Source organism: Cytobacillus sp. GQ23 (assembly GCF_059758675.1).
Genome location: NZ_JCAXER010000025.1, coordinates 59,532 through 79,941, shown reverse-complemented (window position 1 = coordinate 79,941; position 20,410 = coordinate 59,532). Strand labels below are relative to the sequence as shown.

The following is a 20,410-nucleotide window of genomic DNA, read 5'->3' as shown; positions in this document are numbered from 1 at the left end:
CGAAGGACATCGTCCTTCGCTTTAGTTATTTATTTAACAGAATTAGCTATTTCCATCATCGCAGCGGCGTCAGAGGATAAGTTTCTGCTCTTAGCCTGTGTTGATAATTTTACGCCGCCAATCCCGACGACCAATTCATGTTCATCCTTTTTTCCCTTGTTGATTAATAGGAAGCCATTATGTCCATCCTTCGTAAATGTCTCCTTAACTTCGTATTTATCTTTCTGCTTAAGCGTCGCATCAAGGACAACCTTGCTTTCCGGACCTTCATGCTGATTGTAAAAAAGAATATATCGCTTCGAGCCGTTTTTTAGAATAATGTTATTGGGGCTTTCCTCTTCTACTTCATAGCCGAAAGGCAAATAGTACTCTATATCTTCAAACTTATGATTTGTCTTTTCAGGTGATTGGTTAAATGCTTTCTCGGCAGCATTCTTTGCGGCGGTTTGCTCTTCTTCAAACGATGCTGAACAGGCACTTAGCAGTATAAATGAAATAAATAAGAGCAAGGCTGCGGTGAATCTTTTACTCATTCTATTGTCCCCTCCTTGCAAGGATTTCATATCCTTTCCTATCATACATTTCTTCTTAATAGTCTGACAAGCCTTCATATCAGTATTGCCAGCCTTTTCACTGCATTACTTACTAGAAGAAATGTTAAAATATAAGAATATTGCATAAAGGAGGAAAAAGAATGGAAATAACAGTCTATTTAGCAGGTGAAATACATTCGAATTGGCGCAGCGAGTTAAAGGAGAAGGCTAAATCACTCAAGCTCCCAGTTCATTTTACAGGTCCCATGGAAAATCATGATCGTTCTGACATGATTGGGGAGGAAATTCTCGGAAAGCAGCCTGATGCCATTTTCCGGGACGAAGCTGCTTCAAGTATAAATAATCTAAGAACACAGCTTCTAATGCAAAAATCAGATCTGGTGATTGCATTATTTGGTGAAAAGTACAAGCAGTGGAACACCGCCATGGACGCAAGCGCAGCTGCCGCTCTTGGAAAACCGCTGATCCTCATCCGTCCAAAGGAGCTTCACCATCCCCTCAAAGAGCTTTCAAGTAAGGCAAATGTTACAGTTGAAACTGTCAGCCAGGCATTGAAGGTTCTGTCATACATCTTCGAAACTGAATAGATAGACTAAAAAGCCTCCAGAAAAAATGGAGGCTTTTTTGGTCAAACTTTACTTATCATTGATGTGCCCGGTTCTGTGCCCATGCATTGTGATATTTAACATAGAGAAAATCATCACAAGGGGCAAGGTGTGCCCGCCTCTTCAGGTGATTACGACAAATTGATTCCAATCATAATTATCACAATTCACCACAATAACTGAATAGCTTAGGAACTAAGCTAACTTCTTTTTCTATATTCATATTGTCCGATAAGAAGCTTCATTACATGTGAAAACATGTCAGCACGATCGATCTGCCCATTTGTAAAAATCCCCACAGCCCCTTCATTTTTGCGGATATTTTCCTTTTTAGTATAATCATCCATTACCGGGCCCAGTTCTTCGCCAGCTAAAAGCCGTTCTGCAACAGCTTCAGGAATCGGAATCCTGGCACCTCCTGCAATAATCGGAGGTCTCCCATTCTCCGCGAGAACTCCCCAATTACAGAGAAAAAGCCCATATGGAGTTTGCTGCACACCGCCCTCTAATCCAATGCCGATTTGTCCACCTGAGATGTCAAGTGCCCCATATGCTCTGTTGATGGCCCCTTGAATCGTTTCTTCATCCGAAAACGGCTGATCGTTCACTCCTGATGGCACATCTTCGGACATAATGTCAGCTTCATAACCACTAAAGGCAGCTTGTACTGCCAAAATTTTTGCAGGGTTTTTTGAGCCAATAATGATTTTCATGAGTTCTCCTTTCATTTGACAGAAAAAGAGACAGCGCCTGCTGTCTCTTATGATTAACTGTTTTGACGAATCGTCTCTACTGTTGAACGGTCACAGGACTTTACAAGTTTAACAAGCAATTCTTTTGCCGCAGCATAATCGTCGACATGCACGATTGATGCATGTGTATGAATATAGCGGGAGCAAATGCCGATTACTGCACTTGGTACCCCTTCATTGGATACATGGACTTTTCCGGCATCGGTTCCGCCCTGTGAGACGAAATATTGATATGGGATGTTGTGCGATTCAGCTGTATCCAGAACAAATTCCCTCATGCCCCGGTGCGTTACCATTGAACGGTCCAGTATCCGAAGCAGAGCTCCTTTGCCTAAGTGTCCGAACTCGTTTTTATCCCCTGTCATATCGTTGGCAGGGCTTGCATCCAATGCAAAGAAAATATCAGGATTGATCATATTCGCTGCTGTCTGGGCACCTCTTAAGCCAACTTCTTCCTGAACAGTTGCTCCGGAATAGAGAATATTAGGAAGTGTTTCATTCCGGACTTCCTCTAAAAGTTCTACAGCCAATCCGCATCCGTAACGGTTATCCCATGCTTTCGCCAGAATTTTCTTTTCATTCGCCATAGGTGTAAATGGACAAATCGGCAGTATTTGCTGCCCGGGCTTAATGCCGATTCTTTTAGCATCTTCACGGTCATCAGCTCCAATGTCAATCAGCATATTCTTTATTTCCATCGGCTTTCTGCGCTTGGCTTCATCTAAAAGATGCGGAGGAATGGAACCGACTACTCCTGTCACAGGACCATGGTCAGTAATAATTTGCACTCTCTGTGCCAATAATACCTGACTCCACCATCCACCCAGTGTCTGAAAACGAATCATGCCATTATCTGTTATGCTGGTGACCATGAAACCTACTTCATCCATATGTCCTGCTACCATTACAGTAGGTCCGCTTTCATCGCCTCTTTTAACTCCAAAGATGCCTCCCAGCTTATCCTGAACAACTTCATCTGTATACTGGCTGATTTGTTCGCGCATGAACTTCCGGACAAAATGCTCGTTTCCAGGTGCCCCCGGCAACTCTGTCAATGTTTTAAAAAGCTGCAAAGTTTTTTCGTTCATATATTCTTCTCCTTTTTTCAATCAATGGATTGTATATGCAAATATGTATAATCTCATTTTACAGAACTTTCATACGTCTTTCCACCATTTCAGACAGGAAATTTCGATTGTCGAAATGCATTATTTATTTTAGTTCCAGCCTATTTTTGGTAAGATAGATTTGGAAAACTGAAAAAATAATATCGAACTGCCTATATCATCAGCCTGGGGAGGTGCAATTATGAATTGGAAGTCTTTTATTTTAGGTGTAGGGGTTGGTTTGGCCAGCGGATACGCAGCAAGGGAATTGCTTTCACAAAAAACTGCTGTTTCCCCGGAAAAAGCTTTAGCTAATGCAAAGAATGCCTTTAAACAGGAAGGTCCTATAAGCGGATCATGGATTCAAATGAAAGCTGAACCTTATGAAAAGGGCCATTTAAAATATCAAGTTTATAAGGGCGGCATTTCAAGATTTTCGGGTGAGGAAACAGAGCAATATGAGTTCATTGCAGATGCAGAGACAGGAACCATTTTAGACGTCTTTCCACTGCATTAAGAAAAGTGCTGGAACCAAAACACCCGCACTTAAAAGCTTCGGCTTTTGGCCGTGCGATATTTTTGCTGCCGCAGCCTTCCCTGACACAGGAGCCTCAAGTTCAGGACTTAAGGGGGCAGGCTGCTTGCTCTGGATAAGTAACGACATTTAAAGTGCATAAAAAAATCCCCGGATGGGGATTTTTCAGCTTTTTAGCCTTTCCACTTTCTCGGCAATATTTCCTGCCTCATCCCACTTGACAGCCCTGTAAAAAGCATCGTGGTAAAATGTGAACCATGCATTTTTTTTCTTTCCATAGTCCATCCACTTTTCCTTAGCGCTGATGGAATCCATCGGATAGTCATCATAGGCGAGGACCCATAAAACATTTGAGTGGGCATGTGTTGGCATAATATCAGCCATATGAATGATGGTCTCACCTTCATCTTCTATTACGAGGATAGAGTGTCCATCACTATGGCCGCCTGTATGCACCAACTTAACAGGGCCGAGTGTCCACTCTCCTTCAAAAACCTCCACCTGATCCTGAATAGCCTCCCAATTTTCTTTCCAATATGTATTTCTTGATCGGATATTGGGATTTCTCATTTCTTCCCATTCAACTTGTGATGCAATGATTTTCGCGTTAGGAAATACAGAAGAGAACTTCCCTTCTGCCGGTTTCGTCAGTCCGCATGCATGATCAAAATGCAGATGCGTCATGAGAATATAATCGATATCCTCAGGAGACAGCCCAAGCTTGGCTAAATCCTGCTCGACAAAAGATTCTTCAAGCGCACCAAAGTTCCTCTTCTGCTTTTCATTCAGTTTCCCGTTTCCAAGACCTGATTCGACTAAAATGTTTTTACCGCCAAATTGAATAAGGATGGGATCTGTTCTGAGTTCGATCTGGTTATTTTCATTGCAGGGATACCTTTTTGACCACAAAGGCTTCGGAACCACTCCAAACATGGCTCCCCCGTCAAGATATGTAACACCGCCGCGAAGCCAGGACAGCTTGATATTCTTTAACTTCAATGTCTCCATTATTGTCTCCTCCTCTTGATTTTACCGAGCAAGCGCTCGCTTTCCCTTTATCACATCATACCATTTAAGCGCTTACTTATAGAAATATTTAAACTATTTATTGCTGAACAAAAAAAGCCTATCCATATGGATAGACTAAGATTATCTGTATTGCACTTCACAACGGAAAATACGGCTTCCCTTTAATGAGAACTTTTCTTCATATTCAGTCATGATGTTACCTTCATAATCACTATTGTGAAGGTCAAGGCTCACATATGTCAGCAGCATGCCATAATCGGAAAAACTCATAAGAGAAGATTCAAACAACCCCTGGTTATCAGTTTTAAAATGAATTTCTCCTTTATCCACAAGAACATCTTCATAGATCTCCAGGAAGCTTCTAGATGTCAGCCTGCGTTTTGCATGACGCTTCTTTGGCCATGGATCTGAAAAATTGAGGTAGACACGATTGACTTCGCCTTTTTCAAAGTAATCCCGAAGATCATTTGCGTTCACATTCAGGAGCTTTACATTTGGAAGCTCCTCCTCAATGATTCGATCCAGGGCGGAAACAATCACGCTTTCAGCCAGTTCGATTCCAATATAATTGATATCCGGATTTGCTTTTGCCATACCAGTTATAAAACGGCCTTTGCCTGTCCCAATTTCTATATGAAGTGGCTGATCTTTTTCAAATGCTTCTTTCCACTTTCCTTTATATTTTTCAGGTTCGGAAATTACATATTGAGGATATTCGGCTAATTTATCCTTCGCCCAAGGTTTATTTCGCTGTCGCATATTGACACTCCTAAAAAATTAATATCGTTCAAACAATATCATGCTCATCCCGGTGATGCAACTTTATTTTTAGGGACACAGCTTCATCCTTTGTTTGTAGTTTAACCCAATGACATTCAAACACTTAAATTACATGGCGCCCATGAATAAATAAAAAAGGAATCCACAACCTAAAAGTGAATTCCATTTGCTTTTATTTTCAGATTCAATAGAAAGGGTGTTTTTCATGCCGCTTGGACACCAGGATCAATTAAATTTATTAAAAGATATTTTAAGCAATCATCAGACAGATTGCTGTGGCTCGATTTCAGAATGTGAACAATTGGAACGCCTGGTAAAATCATTAATGATAAACGGAAACATTAATCAGAACGTAAAGACAGTATTAGAAGAAATTTATGAATACAGTCAGCACGGGATCAATTCTTCCCACTTGGATACTCACATTGAATCCCATCAGAATGATTTATCACAATGGGTACAGGAAATTGATCAATTTTCATAAATCTCAAAGAAGCTCATCCAGGTAGGAAAGCCACTTGTCCATTTCCTGGAATCTGAATTTATTTTTATGCCATTGGATTGATGTCAAAGTCTGTGCAATCACATACCATTTCATGCGGAGAAGCAAATCATCTGTCAATTGAATGCCATAACGTTCAAGCCAATTAGGCCATTCTTCTTTTGGAATATACCAGTACAGCAGCATCCCCAAATCGATGGCGGGATCTGCTATCACGGCTCCATCCCAATCAATTAGGTACAGCTGGTTGTTTTCCGCAAGCAGCCAGTTGTTATGATTCACATCGCAGTGACAAACCGTATTTTCTTCACAGCGGATATGCGAAACTTCTTTTTTCAGGAAATTGACAGACTGAATAACAGCAGCTTGTTCCTTCAAGTCACAATCCAGTTCTTCCTCAATTAAATGCAGAAGAGTTTCGGGCTGCAGCGGCGACTTCCCCATTCTTGTCAGCATACCAAGCAACGGCTTTGAAGAATGGATTTTCCTCAAAAGCTTTGCCACACTTTCCCGGTTCATGTCAGAAGCTTTCAGCTCCCGTCCATTAAGCCATTGCTGAGCAGTAATAACGTCCCCATTTTCCATTCTTTTTGTCCAGATAAGTTTCGGGACGATTCCTTCCGCAGATAGAACCGCCAGGAAAGGAGAAGAGTTTCTTTTCAGAAAAAGCCTCTGCTCATCGTTCTTTGCATAAAAAGCTTCCCCTGTCGCCCCTCCGGCGGGAACAATCTCCCAGTCATGTCCAAATAAATGTTCCAAAATTGTTCACCTGCAATTTATAAGCCATTGGTTGTAAAATAGCTAGAGTTGAAAAATAAGCCCTGTTTTCTGTAGCAAGACTTATTTTGCCATGGCCGGTAAAAAGGCCGTTGCTTTGTAACGATAAATTTTATTAATTGACTATAATGCGTGTTCGCAAATATTAGCTGTTTATCAGGTTAATCAAGTAAAGTGCATATACCGCACAAGGTAATCAGACAAATATTAAATCAGCCATAAATTGGGAACTTAAAATAAAAAAAGAGCTATTGATGTAAGTTCCTCACAATAGCCATCTTTATAAATTTTATTCTTACTGGCTTTTTTCGTCAAGTCTATCTATTTAGGTTTACGGAATATCACCGGGAAAAATGATGATTTTACCGGTCTTTACATCATTATTTTCTATTTAAGGGGAATGTTTGCAGAAAAAAAGAATGCCTGTATGCTTGTCAGGCTTCTTCTATTTCCTGCAAACCAGTACATATGAACTTATTGGCGGCACTGCCAAACGGTTGCTTATCTTGCGTATGGTGGATATGCCGGCGGTATGTTCATCCGCAATAAGGTCCCAATCCCCTTCCGGAAGCAAGATTTCCTCTTCCGTGCCTGAAGGATTAATAATAACAGCTACATGGCTGCACCCGGCATTTTGCTCACTGCTGGTTAAGACATAACCAATCAGCGGCTTTTTAATATCGATGTACCTCATGGATCTCCGGATTAAATCTGCATCGTCAAGCCTGAAAAGAGGAATTGACCTTCTAATGCTGATCATCCCTTTAATATACTCCACATTGCTGAAATAACGTGATTTCCTCTCCCAGTCCAGCTGATTGATTGAGTCTGGAGCCCGGTAGCTGTTTCCGTTCCCATCTTTGGTCCGAAAAAATTCCTGCCCGCTATGCAAAAATGGAATTCCTTGTGAAAGGAGTACCATTACGGTTGCCAGGCGGTGCTTTTTTTGCTGTGTAACCGGATCTGCATTTTCCGAACAAACCAGGATTTTATCCCATAAAGTATGATTATCGTGGGATTCCACATAATTTACTGATTGCGATGGGGAAAGGAAGATGCCTTTCTCTTTCTTTTCGAGACCAATGCTGCCGGCCAATACCTGCTTTGCCGCATCATAGTAATGGTCATTCCCTAGCGCGTATCCTTTATCATATATATTAAACGTGCTGCCTTTGATGGAATCTCTGAACCAGTCATTGAATTGGCCGATTCCCGGCAGCTTTTCCTGATTGCGGATGCTTGCTTTCTGTTCTTCCGGTATAGGGGTATTTAGATCCCATCCTTCTCCAATGATAATGACAGAAGGGTCGATGGATTCCGCAATTCTGCGAACTTCATTCATTGTTTCGACATCAAGTATACCCATCAAATCAAACCTGAATCCATCAACTTGATATTCCTTCATCCAATATGAGATGGAATCAACAATAAATTTCCTGGCCATCAGGCGCTCAGAAGCAAAGTCATTACCAACTCCTGTGCCATTTGAGGGCATTCCATATTGATCATGCCGGAAGAAATAACCCGGGACAATTTTTTCAAAAGAAGATTGTTCACGGATATATACATGATTGTACACTACGTCCATTATGATTCTGAGTCCCTGGGAATGAACAGCCTGGATCATTGCTTTCAATTCTCTGATCCGTGAATAGGGATCATGGGGATCAGCAGAATAACTTCCTTCCGGGACATTAAAATGGAGAGGATTATAACCCCAGTTATATTCTTCTTTTGGACTTTTTTCGTTCACACCTTCAAAGTCATGGACAGGCAGAAACTCAATATGTGTTACACCAAGCCGCTTAACATATGACAGGCATGTCAGCTCCCCGTCACTGCCAACAGTGTTTGTCTCGCCTGCTCCCAGATAAAGGCCTTTTTGCTTTACCCCGCTCCCGGGATGAATGGTAAAATCCCTAATATGGGTTTCATATATGATAGCATCTGTCGGCTGATGAAGCGGCGGAAGCTCCGGCTTCTTAATTTTTGTATTTTCCAGATTGACGACAGCTCCATATTCTCCATTCATAGCCGAAGAGACTGCATATGGATCTACTGCTTCTTTCCACTCCAGGTTAATACAAGCCAGGAAAGAGTAAAGAAAACGATCGAGGTCACCGGTTACTTCACAGCTCCAGACTCCCCGCTCACCTCTTGCCATCGGAAAAAGCTCTGCTTCCTCCTCCAATGCTCTTTTTAACTTCAGCTTTACCTTTACGGCTGTAGGAGCCCAGAGCCTAAAGTGTGTCTTTTCTTTGGTGTATGATATACCAAGCGGTCCGTCAAAATAGAACTTCTCATCAAACTCACTTCTCCGGATTACCGCTCCGATTTGCAGATCTGTTTTTCCGCCATATTCATCCACTATCCAATATTGTTTTCCGAATTCCACATCATGGCTTATTCTGCATATATATTTAACAGCGCCCTCAATAGGGGTGCTTTTCAATATTTCTACAGGAAACTCTTCCTCATTTTCTAAAAGGAGAGAGAAACCGGAAGAACGTCCCTGATGATAGCTGAAAGGAAGTATGATCGTTATGATGTGCATTTCGTCAAGGTATGCATTAAAAGTCCGTTCAATTGTTATCATTCCGAACTCAGCTCCTTTACATAATCGAACGGTAATTTAAGAGCAGCTCTCTCCTAAAAAAATCATCACATTTCTTTAACACATCCTCTAATTACTGGAATGGCTTCCGGGCAAACAGATGCTGAAATCGGTGTGCTGCCCAGAGCCTCGCCATCTGCGTGGGCAGGGATGGAGTGAGAAGAGTGAATGCAGATATCTTTCCCCTGCATAACTGCAACTTCTTTAAACCCTAAATGCCTCCCCTTGAAGACAGAGGCAAATACAAACAAAAGTTTGATTCTGGATATATTGTGAACTACCGTAACATTTAGAATTCCATCATAAGGGTTTGCATCCGGAGAAATCTTCATACCGCCTCCATAGAAGGGCTGATTAGAAATAGTGACAAACCAGGCTGCCCTAATTTCATGTTTTTTTCCGTCTATGAAGATTTCAAGATCAGCGCATTTATAGAAAAATAGCTCTTTAACAAGAAAGAGAGCATATACAAATTTGCCCAGAGAAAACTGATTCAAGATACCCTTTATCTTTGAACTGTTTACTTTCCGGGAAATCAGCGCATCAAACCCTGCACCCATATTATTAATAAAATATGTTTTTTTCCCATCTATGTGTCTAATCATTCCGATATCAGCCTTCACGGAATGGCTTATTCCCTTAAGTATTGCGGCTAAAGATTCCTTTGGGTCTTTCGGTATATTAAACCCCCTCGAGAAATCATTCCCGGACCCTCCTGGTATAAACCCTACACTCACATTTTGATGCCCTAAAGCTCCATTTATCACCTCATGAACCGTTCCATCTCCGCCCACCGCAACAAGATACATTTTTTGCCCGCCTGCCTGTTCGGCATAAATCTTTGCCAATTCCCTGGCATGGCCGCGATATTCTGTTCTGTATGCAGAGTAATAGATATTTTCCTCTTTCAGCATCTGCTCAACTTTTCCCCAGACTTTCAGGCAATAACCATTTTTAGCCTGCGGGTTAATAATGAAGATAAGCGCTTTATCCCCGGGGAACTTTTCATGACTCATCCCGATTCTCCCACTCAAGTCTTTTAACTGATGAAGTCTGGCAATATTGCAGCAGTGCCTGTGCTCCTTTTAATTGAGCATGTTTGAGGGGGGAACGCTGACTTCTTATTGCCTGAAACCATTGATTATAGGTCCTTTTTTCTATCAGCTGCACATCTATCGGTGCAGCCGGATAATCAATATAGCCATTCCGGGTGAGTACAGCTTTTTTAACAGGCAATTCAATAGATTGAATTTCAAATATTTTACGGATGATTTTTTCTGTTCTATTTAATGCAAGCAGCGGATTCAGGACTTTTTTTTCTTCCCCTTTTCCCCTTTTTATCCAGAACCTATCCTTTGAACCTGTGAATACTGCCGAATCTTCCTGCTCTAAAAAACTGATGCACCATACCTCTGTCGGGCTTATGACAATGGTTTCTGTTTCAACCGGAGCCTTTTTCAATAAAAAGATCGGATTATACATGACAAGATACGTATCCGGATATCTTTGCAAAAAATACTTTAGGTTTTCATCATAATAGTATTGCTTATCGGGAAATGATTTTTCTGTTAGTGTGGAGGATGCCCATTTCAGCTGGAACCGATAAAGCTGGTCCAGGAACTGGTGTTTCAGATTCTCAATTGTTTCGGGACGTACAGCAAAGGAGGCTTCAAATTCAAGTGCATCTTCTGCCTTCTTTCCTTCAATTCCAGAAGCATCATATTCCTCATCATCTTCATTCCTGCCCCGTTTTAATAATCCCTTTAGCTTTTCCATCAGCGGCTCTTTTTCTTCATCCGCCCAGTCCGCTGTGCCGGATGGATAATGCTGTGTGAATTGAGACTGGTAGGATTCATTTGCTTCCCATGCTTTATGCCATTTATCCCACTGCTGTTTTTTCAGCCTGACAAAACGGGAAGGATATACATAAATATCCTGCTGGTAACGTGATACATAATCCTGCAATTTTATTAACTGTCCCATTCTCCTAGCCCTGCTTTCATAAATAACTTTCTATCTCTTATGGCCTTATAACTTTGCCCGTAATTACGTTTTATGAATCTCTTAAAAAGATTCCCCTAGCCAATTTTCATTCACTGCATGCTTTATTTTATTCCGGCAGAAGCGGAAAGATGGCAATGCTTTCATATTTCGGCGATTTATCCAGATGGGTCTGGTAAAGGACAACTTCTGAAGCCTCAAACTCGAGGTGCCCGCTTTTAAAAGGATTGGCAGCATCGAGAAGACTTTGCTGAAATGGACCTGTGCCGGCCCATTTTCTTGCCATGGTGATATGAGGCTTAAACGGTCTTGTCTCCAGCTCAAAGCCCGCTTTCTGACATGCAGAATATACCTTCGACCTTAATTCTTGAAGGTGTTTGTCCTGCTGTGTTCCACACCAGAAAATTCTTGGCGCGTCTTGTTTTCCAAATACGCCAAGTTTGCTGATATACAGCGGAAAACTTTTCTCGTTTCTGATGGAATCCGCGATAAGCCCGGCTGCTTTCTGCAGTTTTTCTTCGGGGGCAGATCCAAGGAATGCTAAAGTAATATGATAATCCTCATGATGGACCCAGCGGCTAAAAGGCAGTTGGAGACTTATATTTTCCATATATTCCTTCAGATTTTCCTTTGTTTCATCCGGCAATTTCAACGCAAAGAAAAAATGAGCATTCATTTGTTTGGACACTTGATTCTCCTCCATATTTCCATTTATTTTAACAAACATCTGTTAAAATTGGCAGATAATTTCTGTCTGTCCTATAATTATCGGATTCCTATAATTCCTTTTGATTTGATTGGAATAGTCTGTTTTAGTATGATGGATATATTACGGATAGATATAGATTTCCTTTATCAGGATGAAATTAAACAGATGGACATAAAATAACAAAAGTTCTTTATATTAAACTTCCTAGTTAAATATAAACTCATATTCGAAAGGGAGAGTCAGATGAAAGTTGTCAACAACCTAGCGGACTTAATTGGAGATACTCCGCTTGTGAAATTAAATAAATTGGCACCTGAAAACGGCGCAAGTATTTATGCAAAGCTTGAATTCTACAATCCAAGCCGCAGTGTTAAAGACCGCGCTGCATATAATATGATTGTCGAAGCGGAGAAAGCAGGAAAATTAAAACCAGGTGCAACCATTATTGAACCAACAAGCGGGAACACCGGCATCGGACTGGCAATGAATGCAGCAGCCCGCGGCTATAAGGCCATTCTGGTAATGCCTGATACTATGACGGCTGAGCGGATCAACCTATTGAAGGCATATGGAGCAGAAGTTGTCCTGACTCCTGGAGATGATAAAATGCCCGGTGCTATTAATAAAGCAAATGAACTGGCTGAGGAAATTCCAAACAGCTTTGTGCCGATGCAATTTGAAAATAGCGCAAACCCAGATGCCCACCGCCATTCAACTGCTATCGAAATTATTGAGGCTATGAAGGAAATCGGCAAACCGCTGTCTGCCTTTGTGGCTACGGCAGGTACGGGAGGAACGATTACCGGTACAGGTGAAGTTTTAAAAGAGAATTATCCAGAGTTGGAAGTGCATGTAGTGGAGCCAAAAGGCTCGCCTGTCCTATCCGGCGGAAAGCCTGGCAGGCACAAGCTGGTCGGCACAAGTCCAGGATTTGTGCCGGAAATTCTCAATACAGATGTTTATGATGAAATCCATCAAATCAAAGATGAAGATGCATATGATATTACACGCAGAATGGCAAGTGAAGAAGGAATATTAGTCGGCCCATCCTCAGGAGGTGCCTGCTATGCCGCCATCCAGGTTGCAAAAAGGCTCAAACCGGATGATGTTGTCGTATTCATCGTTTGCGACACAGGAGAAAGATATCTTTCGAGCGATCTGTTTCAGTTTGAATAAGTAAAGTAAAAGACCCCTTGGATTGCTATCCAGGGGTCTTCGTTTTAAACTATTTTATTTTAACTGCCAAGCTTCCGCATTGATTTTCAATTGCCTCTTCAAAAAGATCCTGTAATTTAGTTGTGATGTGACCCGGACTTCCATTTCCAATCATCTTTCCTTCAATCTCGATAATCGGAGTGATTTCAGCTGACGTACTGGACATAAAGACTTCATCGGCTGCCAGCAATTCTTCCTTTGTAAAAGCCATTTCTTTAAGCGGGATTCCATTCACCCCGCAGATCTCATTGATCTTGCGGCGGGTAATGCCATTCAGGATCAGATTTGTTGCGGGATGCGTATAAAGTGTTCCATCCTTTACAATGGCTATATTGGAAGAGCTTCCCTCTGTCACTGTATTCCCGCGGTGCTGAATCGCTTCAAAGCAGCCCGATTGTGCGGCTTTTTGCTTCGCCATGATGTTGCCCAGCAAATTCAGGCTCTTTATATCACATCGCAGCCAGCGGATATCTTCAATCAGAATGGCTTTAACGCCTTTACTCATTGATTCAACAGGCCTATTGGTCTCACGGGTATAGGCGGTAAGCACCGGTGCAACATCTGCACCAGGATACGCATGGTTTCTTGGAGATGTCCCTCTTGAAAATTGCATATATACAATTCCCAGTTCGAGGTTATTCTTCTCTATCATCTCAATAAGCATTTGTTTAAGCTGGTCCTTGGAATAAGGAATATTCAGCTCTATTTTCTTTCCACTCTCCAACAGCCTTTCAAGATGCTCATCCGCTGTAAACATATTTCCGTTATAGATGCGGATTACTTCATAGACGCCGTCCCCAAACTGATATCCACGATCCTCAATGTCGACTTTCGCTTCTGAGCGTGCGATCAAGTCACCATTCAAAATGACATATTCCATTTCCCGACACTCCCTGTTTATGAATTATTAGTCTATCTGATAGCTGTATGTAAAATCTTTCAGCCATCATATCAGGTTTCAATGTTATTTCGCAAGTTCATAAATCGCCTGTGCATAAATGGCTGCAGCTTTCATTAAATCCTCAATAAACATATATTCATCTTTTTGATGGGCGACGTCTTCCCTGCCTGGGAAGAGCGGGTCAAATGCCACTCCAGACTTCAGGGAACGCGCATATGTGCCCCCGCCAATTGATAGTAGCTCAGCCTTTTCGCCGATCTGCTGCTCATACACTTTTTTCAGGGTCTGTATAAGAAAATCATCTTCTTCCACATGATGCGGTTTGCTATCAGAGAAATTCTCTAATGTGAAATGTTCTTTTTCGATCAATGACAGAAGTTTTTCTTTCGTATCATCCATGTTATTTGTGACAGGATAACGTACATTAAATCCTAAACGGCCGCCATTTTCTGTCGTATAAGAAAGTTTGCCTACATTGATGGTTAAGTCACCGGTAATGTCATCCGTGCAGGCGATGCCAAGCTTTCTACCTCTGGAATCATCGCATAAATAGTGTGATACAAACTGAAAATATTGGCATGCCTTCTCATCCAGCTGAAGGGAAGCCAGGAATGACGCCATCAGTATGCCGGCATTTTTTCCATTATCCGGTTCCATTCCATGAGCGGAAATACCTTGAAGTTCCAGGATCAGTTCGCCATTATCTATGTAATACTTGCCTTCAAGCTCTGTACTTTTTAAGAAATTTATATATCTTTGCACCACTTCAGTATGTTCAAGGTGAACCACAAGAATGGCCTTTGCAAAATCAGGAACCATGTTGTATCTTCTTCCTGCCTCAAAATGCACAACCTCAGCCAATACTTCTCTATCTGATTCTTCGTTATTGCCGGTTTGGACAAGATCAAAATCAGAGATGCCTTTTTCAGCATAGATAATTGGGAAATCTGCATCCGGAGCAAAACCCATTGAAGGCATTTCTTCGTGTTTGAAATAATGCTCCACACAGCGCCAGTCACTTTCTTCATCTGTCCCGATAATCATTCGGACCCGTTTGCTTAATGGCAGCTCTAATTCCTTTACAATCTTCATGGCATAATAAGCAGCCATTGTAGGGCCTTTGTCGTCAATCGCCCCTCTGGCATAGATCTTTCCATCGCGAATTTCTGCACCAAATGGTTCGCTGGTCCATCCATCCCCTTCCGGAACCACATCAACGTGACAAAGTACTCCAACAATTTCCTCACCTTCGCCAAATTCCAGATGACCAGCCAGGCTGCCGACATTTTTTGCTTTAAATCCATCCTTTTCACCGAGTGCAAGCATGAAATCGAGCGCTTCTTTTACACCTTCGCCAAGAGGAGCATCTTCTGTTGCATTCTCTTCATCCAGCAGGCTTTTAATTCTCAAAAGTTTTTGAGTATCCTTAATTAAATCATCTTTTCTCTTATTAACCTCTTTTTGCCAATCCAATACGTTCATGCAGTTGCCTCCTTATCTTGAACATTTATGATTTCCCCATTATAACCCATTTTGTCCGCCGTTTGCTTAGGGGACTGTTTTAAAATACATACATATATTATGCACCAAGAAAGCTGAACCTTGCCAAGATGAGCATTGAGGCGCTTAAAAACATTCCTAAAAGTAAAAGGGCGAGGAGGAAAAGGGCTAAGACTGTTCTATTTCGCGCAGTAAAGTAAAAATCCTTTTCACTGTATTTTTTCGTTAAGGGATGGGACATAATGGCCTTATCCCAGGTAAGGGAGAGCCAGGAATACATCAGGAAAAGAAAGACACCTGATACAATCATTTTTATCCATAAAGGCGGTATAAGAAGAATGCCGGCAGCACTTACGGATATGATTTGAAAATAACTGAGAATATACGAGGGATTTCGCAGAAATATCTTTAAGAATAATTCCGCCAGTCCCGTTATAGGTGTTCTCTTAATAAAGATCCGTCTGGAGTTTCTGAATAATAGGGGTTTTGTCCGCATTGACACAACTGGCTTTTCCATTTCAGGAGCCATCATAAAAATCCATTTTATATACTTTGTTTTTTCTTCTTGTTCAAGCATAACCTCAAATTCTAAGGCCGGGATTTTTTTCAGAAGCGGGGAAGCTTTTAGAAATGTGCCGGAAAGCAGCACTGCTGATGCGATGATTACCGGAAAGTCTGCACCGATAGACCAAAGCGAATATACGAGCTGGCTGAACCAGCTCAACAGTACAAACAGCACAAAACTGATCACATACCTTTTTAACTTCCCATTAATCTTTTTCAAAAAATAAGAAGCTATCATAATAGACCATTTCAGAGAGATGAAAAAGAGCAGCAGGGTAACAATTTGGCTCCATTCCAAAAAGTATCTATTTTTTAAAAAAGGAAGAAAAATAGCAATCATTATTGCTGTGCCCATTGCTTGAAAAAATAGTGAGTAAACAAAACCCCACTTCCTCATTCCCATAAAGAGGGGCTTACTTTTTACCAGAAATACCTTATCAGCCTCTAATACAAATGGACGGAAATTCCCCATCCATGAAGAAATATAGAATAGATAGTAAAGAAGGAGCAATGGCAGGCCTGCGATCCATTCCGGAGTTTCCAGCCACCAGGAGCGATAGATCATTCCAAATATGACAGTCCCCGGAACGATGAGATAGACCATGATAGTCCAATCTGCAATAGAACGGAATATTCCAGCCTGATACTTCCAGCTTTGAATTAACCTTCCTGCAAAGAGCGATCTACTATTCATGGCTTGCCCCCTCTGCGATGCTGTGAAAGCAATCATACAGCGAACCATCCAAAAGGCCGCATTGCTCCCTGATCTCAGCTAATGTACCTGCAGCCTTCAACTGCCCTTCATGCACAATTAAAAAGCGGCTGCATACTTTCTCTGCCGTATCCAGAACATGAGTGGACATGAGAATCCCTGCGCCTCTCTGCCTTTCCCGGTCAATAGATTCCAGGAACAGTTTCATTGCATTAGGGTCTAGCCCAATAAATGGCTCATCAATGATATAGATATCCGGATTGGCAATCATCGCAAGAATCAGCATAGCCTTTTGCTGCATTCCTTTTGAATAGGTCCCAGGAAACTTGTGGGCGTGATCAGACAGATGATACTCCTTTAACAGCTCCTCTGCTTTTTTCTTATAAAGTGATTGCGGCAGCCCCTCCACTGCTGCAGTAAAATCCAGGTGTTCCCACAATGTCAGTTCATCATAAAAAACAGGTCGTTCCGGAATATAGGAATATTTAACTCCCTGTTTAAACTCCACTGCTCCCTTTTTATGTTCCAGCAATCCAAGAATGGTTTTAATTGTTGTGCTTTTTCCTGCACCGTTTGGCCCGATAAGACCGATTAGTTCCCCTTCCTGTAAATCAAATCGAATATTATGTATGATCGGTTTTTCATTTTCATAGCCTGCCGATGCAATTTCAACGTTTAATAAGTTCATTTCCTCTCCTCCTGCCTATACATACGGATATTATCGGAAAAAGTTTGCTCTTATTCCGATATTCTAAAAGATATTAATAAAACTGCCCCTAAATGGAGCAGTTATCTTATGGCTGGAGGATGTTCATTAATTCTATATTTTCATAGTCTTTTGCGTAGTCATAGGCTGTATAGCCCTCTGCATCTTTCACAGCAGGATCAGCACCAAACTCCAGCAGCAGCATAGTCATTTCAATATCCTCATTAAATACTGCGCTCATTAAAGGAGAGGTTTGATAGTTATCCATCACATTAGGGTTTGCCCCATTCTCCAGCAGAAGAGCAGCGCTGTCATACTGGCCATAGGAAACAGCCCAATGTAATGCAGTAGTCCCGTCTGCATCCGTTTCTTCAATATTTGCACCATCAGCTAATAATGTGTATATCATGTCAATATCATTTTCACTCGCTGCGTTCATTAGTGCCGTAGCACCTTCAATGCCCATAACGGCTTCAGTCCATAAATCCATCTTTTCAAGCGCTTTAAACCCAAACCAGAGTCCTGCAGATAGGATCGTCAAAGATAGGACTGACACTGCCGCTCCCATCCAGACTTTGCCCTTCGGTTCTTTTAATTCAACAGTAGATTCATTGGCAAAAAACTTCGATAGGGCATATATTCTTTTTGGCAAGTGCGGATGAGTGGATAATTTTTCATTCAGCCAGACAAAAAATCCAGATTCAGTTTGAAGCTGCTCCATATATGCCTGCTGATTGACCTTAGGATAAAGGTCTTTTCCAATGGCAAGCATAGTTAAAGCATCCCTTGATGCTTCAAAAGATTTTATATAATAGGCAGCATAACGATCACATGTATACTCGCATGCCCTCAGGTACGCATTCCCCAGGAATGGAATCCACATAGCAGGAAGCAGCAGGAGACTTATGATAACATGTTTTCTTCTTAAATGAGCGAACTCATGGGCCAGGACAAACATTACTTCCTTTTCAGCTCCCCTAGCAGCCAACTCAAAAATACCAGAATATAAAACAACCATATTTCTTCTAAAGAACCTGGTGGCAAAGGCATTTAAGACTCCTTCAGATTCAATTACGTATATATCCGGCAGATCCTTTAAACCCATTTCCTCTGCAGTCAAAACTGCTTTTTTGTAAATCTCCGGAAACTGTTTTTCACCTATTCTTACTCCGTTTCTTCTGATGCCGCCCATCATAATACCATGGAATAGGAGTGATACAAGGATCAGCGTCAAAATAATAACAATCCCAATAATAGAAAATGCGAGAAAAATATAAGACACAATACTAAATAAAGCAACTAATGCAAAATAAATATTTTCCTTCGGGTATACCAGACGATCTCTCAGCGAGTGAGCTTCCATAAAATTTTCTTCCCTTCAATCTTTTGAATACACCAATTGATTATAATCAAAAAACAAATTATAGGATATAGGGAAATTCCTTGAGGATATTTTGAATTTTCTGTACATATTACAAGCCCCTTCTGCCATAAGGTATAGTAATAATGCCTTTTCTCATCGAAGTTTAACTGCAGTAATTTAGGGAATTAAACATACATTAAAAAGGAGGGGAACGTAAAGACTACAAAAACAAGCACCATTATAAATATTTTGTAAAATTTTAGCCTTAAAGTAGAAATTATCAGATAATAGCGTTACAATATAGTCAGAGGTATGACATCTTGACTAAAACTAGAGTATAAAGGAGTTGTCTGGGGAAGAGAAAACTACATACGTTTGAAGGCTAACCTTCAATGTAGCTGTCGGTTGCAGGAAATTGCCATGGGGTTTGAAAAAAGGATAGGGAGTGGTTTTTTGAAACCTTCAACTAACCGGATGTTAAACCGTGTAAAATCCGTCTACATGTTTATAAGTAAGCGCGGAACTGTAACAACTCAGGAGCTTGTAGAGGAATTTGGTATTACTCCTCGCACCATTCAAAGAGATTTAAATGTCCTCGCCTACAATGACTTGGTTAAGAGTCCGAGCAGAGGCAAATGGACTATTACTCAAAAGAAAGTAAAGATGTCATCTTAATACTCAAAGCAAAAACTGCCCAATAAATAAAAAAATCGCCCTGCTGTCAGGGCGATTTTTCTGTCTTATCCCACTTCATAATTCATCAGCTTATCAAGCTCTTCTTCCGTCAATTCCCGATATTCTCCCAATTCCAAGGTCTCATCCAGCTCGAGCGGGCCCATGGAAAGTCTTTTTAGGTAAATGACTTTTTTTCCAACAGCTTCAAACATCCTTTTCACTTGATGAAACTTTCCTTCAGTTATAGTTAATTCTATATCGGAGGTGATGCCGGACTTTAGAATTTTTAATTTCCCAGGCTTTGTTTCATAGCCATCATCCAATATAACGCCTTTTTGAAATGCAGCTATATCCTCATCTGCAACCTCACTGTCTATGACTGCAAAATAGGTCTTTGGGACATGCTTTTTGGGAGAAAGCAGGCGATGGGCCAGCTGCCCATCATTTGTCAGCAGCAAAAGCCCCTCAGTATCCTTATCGAGGCGCCCTACCGGAAAGGGAGAAAACACTAGGTCTTCCATTTCAAGCAGGTCTACTACGGTCTCACATTGTGAGTCCTCGGTTGCGGAAATGACCCCAGGCGGTTTGTTCATCATCAAATAAATAAATTCCTTGTATTCAACTTTTTCACCGTTGACGACAACGGCATCCTGCTCCGGATCCACATGATGTTTTGGATCTTTTACTTTCTCATCATTAACGGTTACTGCCCCATCCTTTAGCAGCTTTTTTACATCCTTGCGGCTTCCATAGCCGAGATTAGCGAGCATTTTGTCTATTCTCATAATGACCCTCCCATTAATCTGCCTG

At 41.4% G+C, this 20,410-nt stretch carries 21 protein-coding genes; 5 read left to right on the top strand and 16 right to left on the bottom strand.

All coding sequences use genetic code 11. The features are described 5' to 3' along the window. Positions 1-29: 29 nt before the first annotated feature. Positions 30-533, bottom strand: coding sequence for a hypothetical protein (locus tag AC6CHU_RS19705; RefSeq protein WP_159870874.1), 504 nt, complete (start codon positions 531-533; stop codon positions 30-32). 161 nt (positions 534-694) lie between these two features. Here AC6CHU_RS19705 and AC6CHU_RS19700 point away from each other — a divergent pair, with 161 nt between their 5' ends. Then, positions 695-1,141, top strand: coding sequence for a YtoQ family protein (locus AC6CHU_RS19700; protein WP_159870871.1), 447 nt, complete (start codon positions 695-697; stop codon positions 1,139-1,141). Positions 1,142-1,359: 218 nt separating this feature from the next. Here AC6CHU_RS19700 and AC6CHU_RS19695 read toward each other — a convergent pair whose 3' ends face one another. Both AC6CHU_RS19695 and AC6CHU_RS19690 read right to left on the bottom strand, forming a co-directional pair. Then, complete coding sequence (locus AC6CHU_RS19695; protein WP_498122628.1) at positions 1,360-1,872, bottom strand: DUF84 family protein; 513 nt, start codon at positions 1,870-1,872, stop codon at positions 1,360-1,362. 53 nt (positions 1,873-1,925) lie between these two features. After that, complete coding sequence (locus AC6CHU_RS19690; protein WP_498122627.1) at positions 1,926-2,999, bottom strand: M42 family metallopeptidase; 1,074 nt, start codon at positions 2,997-2,999, stop codon at positions 1,926-1,928. 220 nt (positions 3,000-3,219) lie between these two features. Here AC6CHU_RS19690 and AC6CHU_RS19685 point away from each other — a divergent pair, with 220 nt between their 5' ends. Continuing rightward, positions 3,220-3,534 carry a PepSY domain-containing protein gene (locus AC6CHU_RS19685; RefSeq protein WP_159870862.1) on the top strand — a complete coding sequence of 105 codons (315 nt, stop codon included), beginning with the start codon at positions 3,220-3,222 and terminating at the stop codon, positions 3,532-3,534. A 183-nt stretch (positions 3,535-3,717) separates the two neighbouring features. Here AC6CHU_RS19685 and AC6CHU_RS19680 read toward each other — a convergent pair whose 3' ends face one another. Continuing rightward, positions 3,718-4,560: a YtnP family quorum-quenching lactonase gene (locus AC6CHU_RS19680; RefSeq protein ID WP_498122626.1), complete on the bottom strand. Its 843-nt coding sequence runs from the start codon at positions 4,558-4,560 to the stop codon at positions 3,718-3,720. A 141-nt stretch (positions 4,561-4,701) separates the two neighbouring features. Beyond that, the gene (gene trmB / locus AC6CHU_RS19675) at positions 4,702-5,340 is read right to left on the bottom strand and encodes a tRNA (guanosine(46)-N7)-methyltransferase TrmB (RefSeq protein ID WP_159871671.1); all 639 of its coding nucleotides are present in this window, start codon (positions 5,338-5,340) and stop codon (positions 4,702-4,704) included. 226 nt (positions 5,341-5,566) lie between these two features. On the opposite strand from trmB, the gene AC6CHU_RS19670 reads away from it, so the two are divergent. Beyond that, positions 5,567-5,845, top strand: a complete 279-nt coding sequence (locus AC6CHU_RS19670) for a YtzH-like family protein (protein WP_159871674.1) — start codon at positions 5,567-5,569, stop codon at positions 5,843-5,845. A gap of 3 nt (positions 5,846-5,848) precedes the next feature. On the opposite strand, the gene AC6CHU_RS19665 is transcribed toward AC6CHU_RS19670, so the two are convergent. From AC6CHU_RS19665 to thpR, 5 genes are all read right to left on the bottom strand, one after another. Next, positions 5,849-6,622 carry a phosphotransferase family protein gene (locus tag AC6CHU_RS19665; RefSeq protein WP_159871677.1) on the bottom strand — a complete coding sequence of 258 codons (774 nt, stop codon included), beginning with the start codon at positions 6,620-6,622 and terminating at the stop codon, positions 5,849-5,851. Between the two features lie 463 nt (positions 6,623-7,085). After that, positions 7,086-9,236, bottom strand: coding sequence for a type I pullulanase (pulA, locus tag AC6CHU_RS19660; protein ID WP_498122625.1), 2,151 nt, complete (start codon positions 9,234-9,236; stop codon positions 7,086-7,088). 65 nt (positions 9,237-9,301) lie between these two features. Continuing rightward, positions 9,302-10,270, bottom strand: a complete 969-nt coding sequence (locus tag AC6CHU_RS19655; RefSeq protein WP_159871683.1) for a diacylglycerol/lipid kinase family protein — start codon at positions 10,268-10,270, stop codon at positions 9,302-9,304. Then, positions 10,260-11,237, bottom strand: a complete 978-nt coding sequence (locus tag AC6CHU_RS19650; protein WP_159871686.1) for a nuclease-related domain-containing protein — start codon at positions 11,235-11,237, stop codon at positions 10,260-10,262. The genes AC6CHU_RS19655 and AC6CHU_RS19650 overlap by 11 nt, the downstream gene beginning before the upstream one ends. 127 nt (positions 11,238-11,364) lie before the next feature. Continuing rightward, positions 11,365-11,943, bottom strand: a complete 579-nt coding sequence (gene thpR, locus AC6CHU_RS19645; RefSeq protein ID WP_159871689.1) for an RNA 2',3'-cyclic phosphodiesterase — start codon at positions 11,941-11,943, stop codon at positions 11,365-11,367. A gap of 264 nt (positions 11,944-12,207) precedes the next feature. Between thpR and cysK the strand changes: the two genes are divergently transcribed. Then, positions 12,208-13,140, top strand: a complete 933-nt coding sequence (gene cysK, locus AC6CHU_RS19640) for a cysteine synthase A (RefSeq protein WP_159871692.1) — start codon at positions 12,208-12,210, stop codon at positions 13,138-13,140. Positions 13,141-13,189: 49 nt separating this feature from the next. Here cysK and dat read toward each other — a convergent pair whose 3' ends face one another. The 5 genes from dat to AC6CHU_RS19615 all read right to left on the bottom strand — a co-directional run bounded on the left by dat (position 13,190) and on the right by AC6CHU_RS19615 (position 18,925). Continuing rightward, positions 13,190-14,059 carry a D-amino-acid transaminase gene (gene dat / locus AC6CHU_RS19635; protein ID WP_498122624.1) on the bottom strand — a complete coding sequence of 290 codons (870 nt, stop codon included), beginning with the start codon at positions 14,057-14,059 and terminating at the stop codon, positions 13,190-13,192. Positions 14,060-14,143: 84 nt separating this feature from the next. After that, a complete protein-coding gene (pepV, locus tag AC6CHU_RS19630; protein WP_498122623.1) occupies positions 14,144-15,562 on the bottom strand; it encodes a dipeptidase PepV in 1,419 nt (472 codons plus the stop codon). A 97-nt stretch (positions 15,563-15,659) separates the two neighbouring features. Then, positions 15,660-16,838 (bottom strand): ABC transporter permease, encoded by a 1,179-nt coding sequence (locus tag AC6CHU_RS19625; RefSeq protein WP_159871701.1) that lies wholly within the window; start codon positions 16,836-16,838, stop codon positions 15,660-15,662. Continuing rightward, positions 16,831-17,544 (bottom strand): ABC transporter ATP-binding protein, encoded by a 714-nt coding sequence (locus AC6CHU_RS19620; RefSeq protein WP_159871704.1) that lies wholly within the window; start codon positions 17,542-17,544, stop codon positions 16,831-16,833. Before AC6CHU_RS19620 ends, AC6CHU_RS19625 begins: the two co-directional genes overlap by 8 nt. A gap of 106 nt (positions 17,545-17,650) precedes the next feature. Further along, positions 17,651-18,925 carry a M48 family metallopeptidase gene (locus AC6CHU_RS19615; protein ID WP_251283900.1) on the bottom strand — a complete coding sequence of 425 codons (1,275 nt, stop codon included), beginning with the start codon at positions 18,923-18,925 and terminating at the stop codon, positions 17,651-17,653. Between the two features lie 453 nt (positions 18,926-19,378). Here AC6CHU_RS19615 and AC6CHU_RS19610 point away from each other — a divergent pair, with 453 nt between their 5' ends. After that, entirely contained in the window at positions 19,379-19,600 is a 222-nt protein-coding gene (locus AC6CHU_RS19610; RefSeq protein WP_026041817.1) for a DeoR family transcriptional regulator, read from the top strand. A 65-nt stretch (positions 19,601-19,665) separates the two neighbouring features. Here the strand turns inward: AC6CHU_RS19610 and AC6CHU_RS19605 are convergent, their stop codons facing one another. Further along, complete coding sequence (locus AC6CHU_RS19605) at positions 19,666-20,385, bottom strand: pseudouridine synthase (RefSeq protein WP_251284604.1); 720 nt, start codon at positions 20,383-20,385, stop codon at positions 19,666-19,668. Positions 20,386-20,410 lie beyond the last annotated feature (25 nt).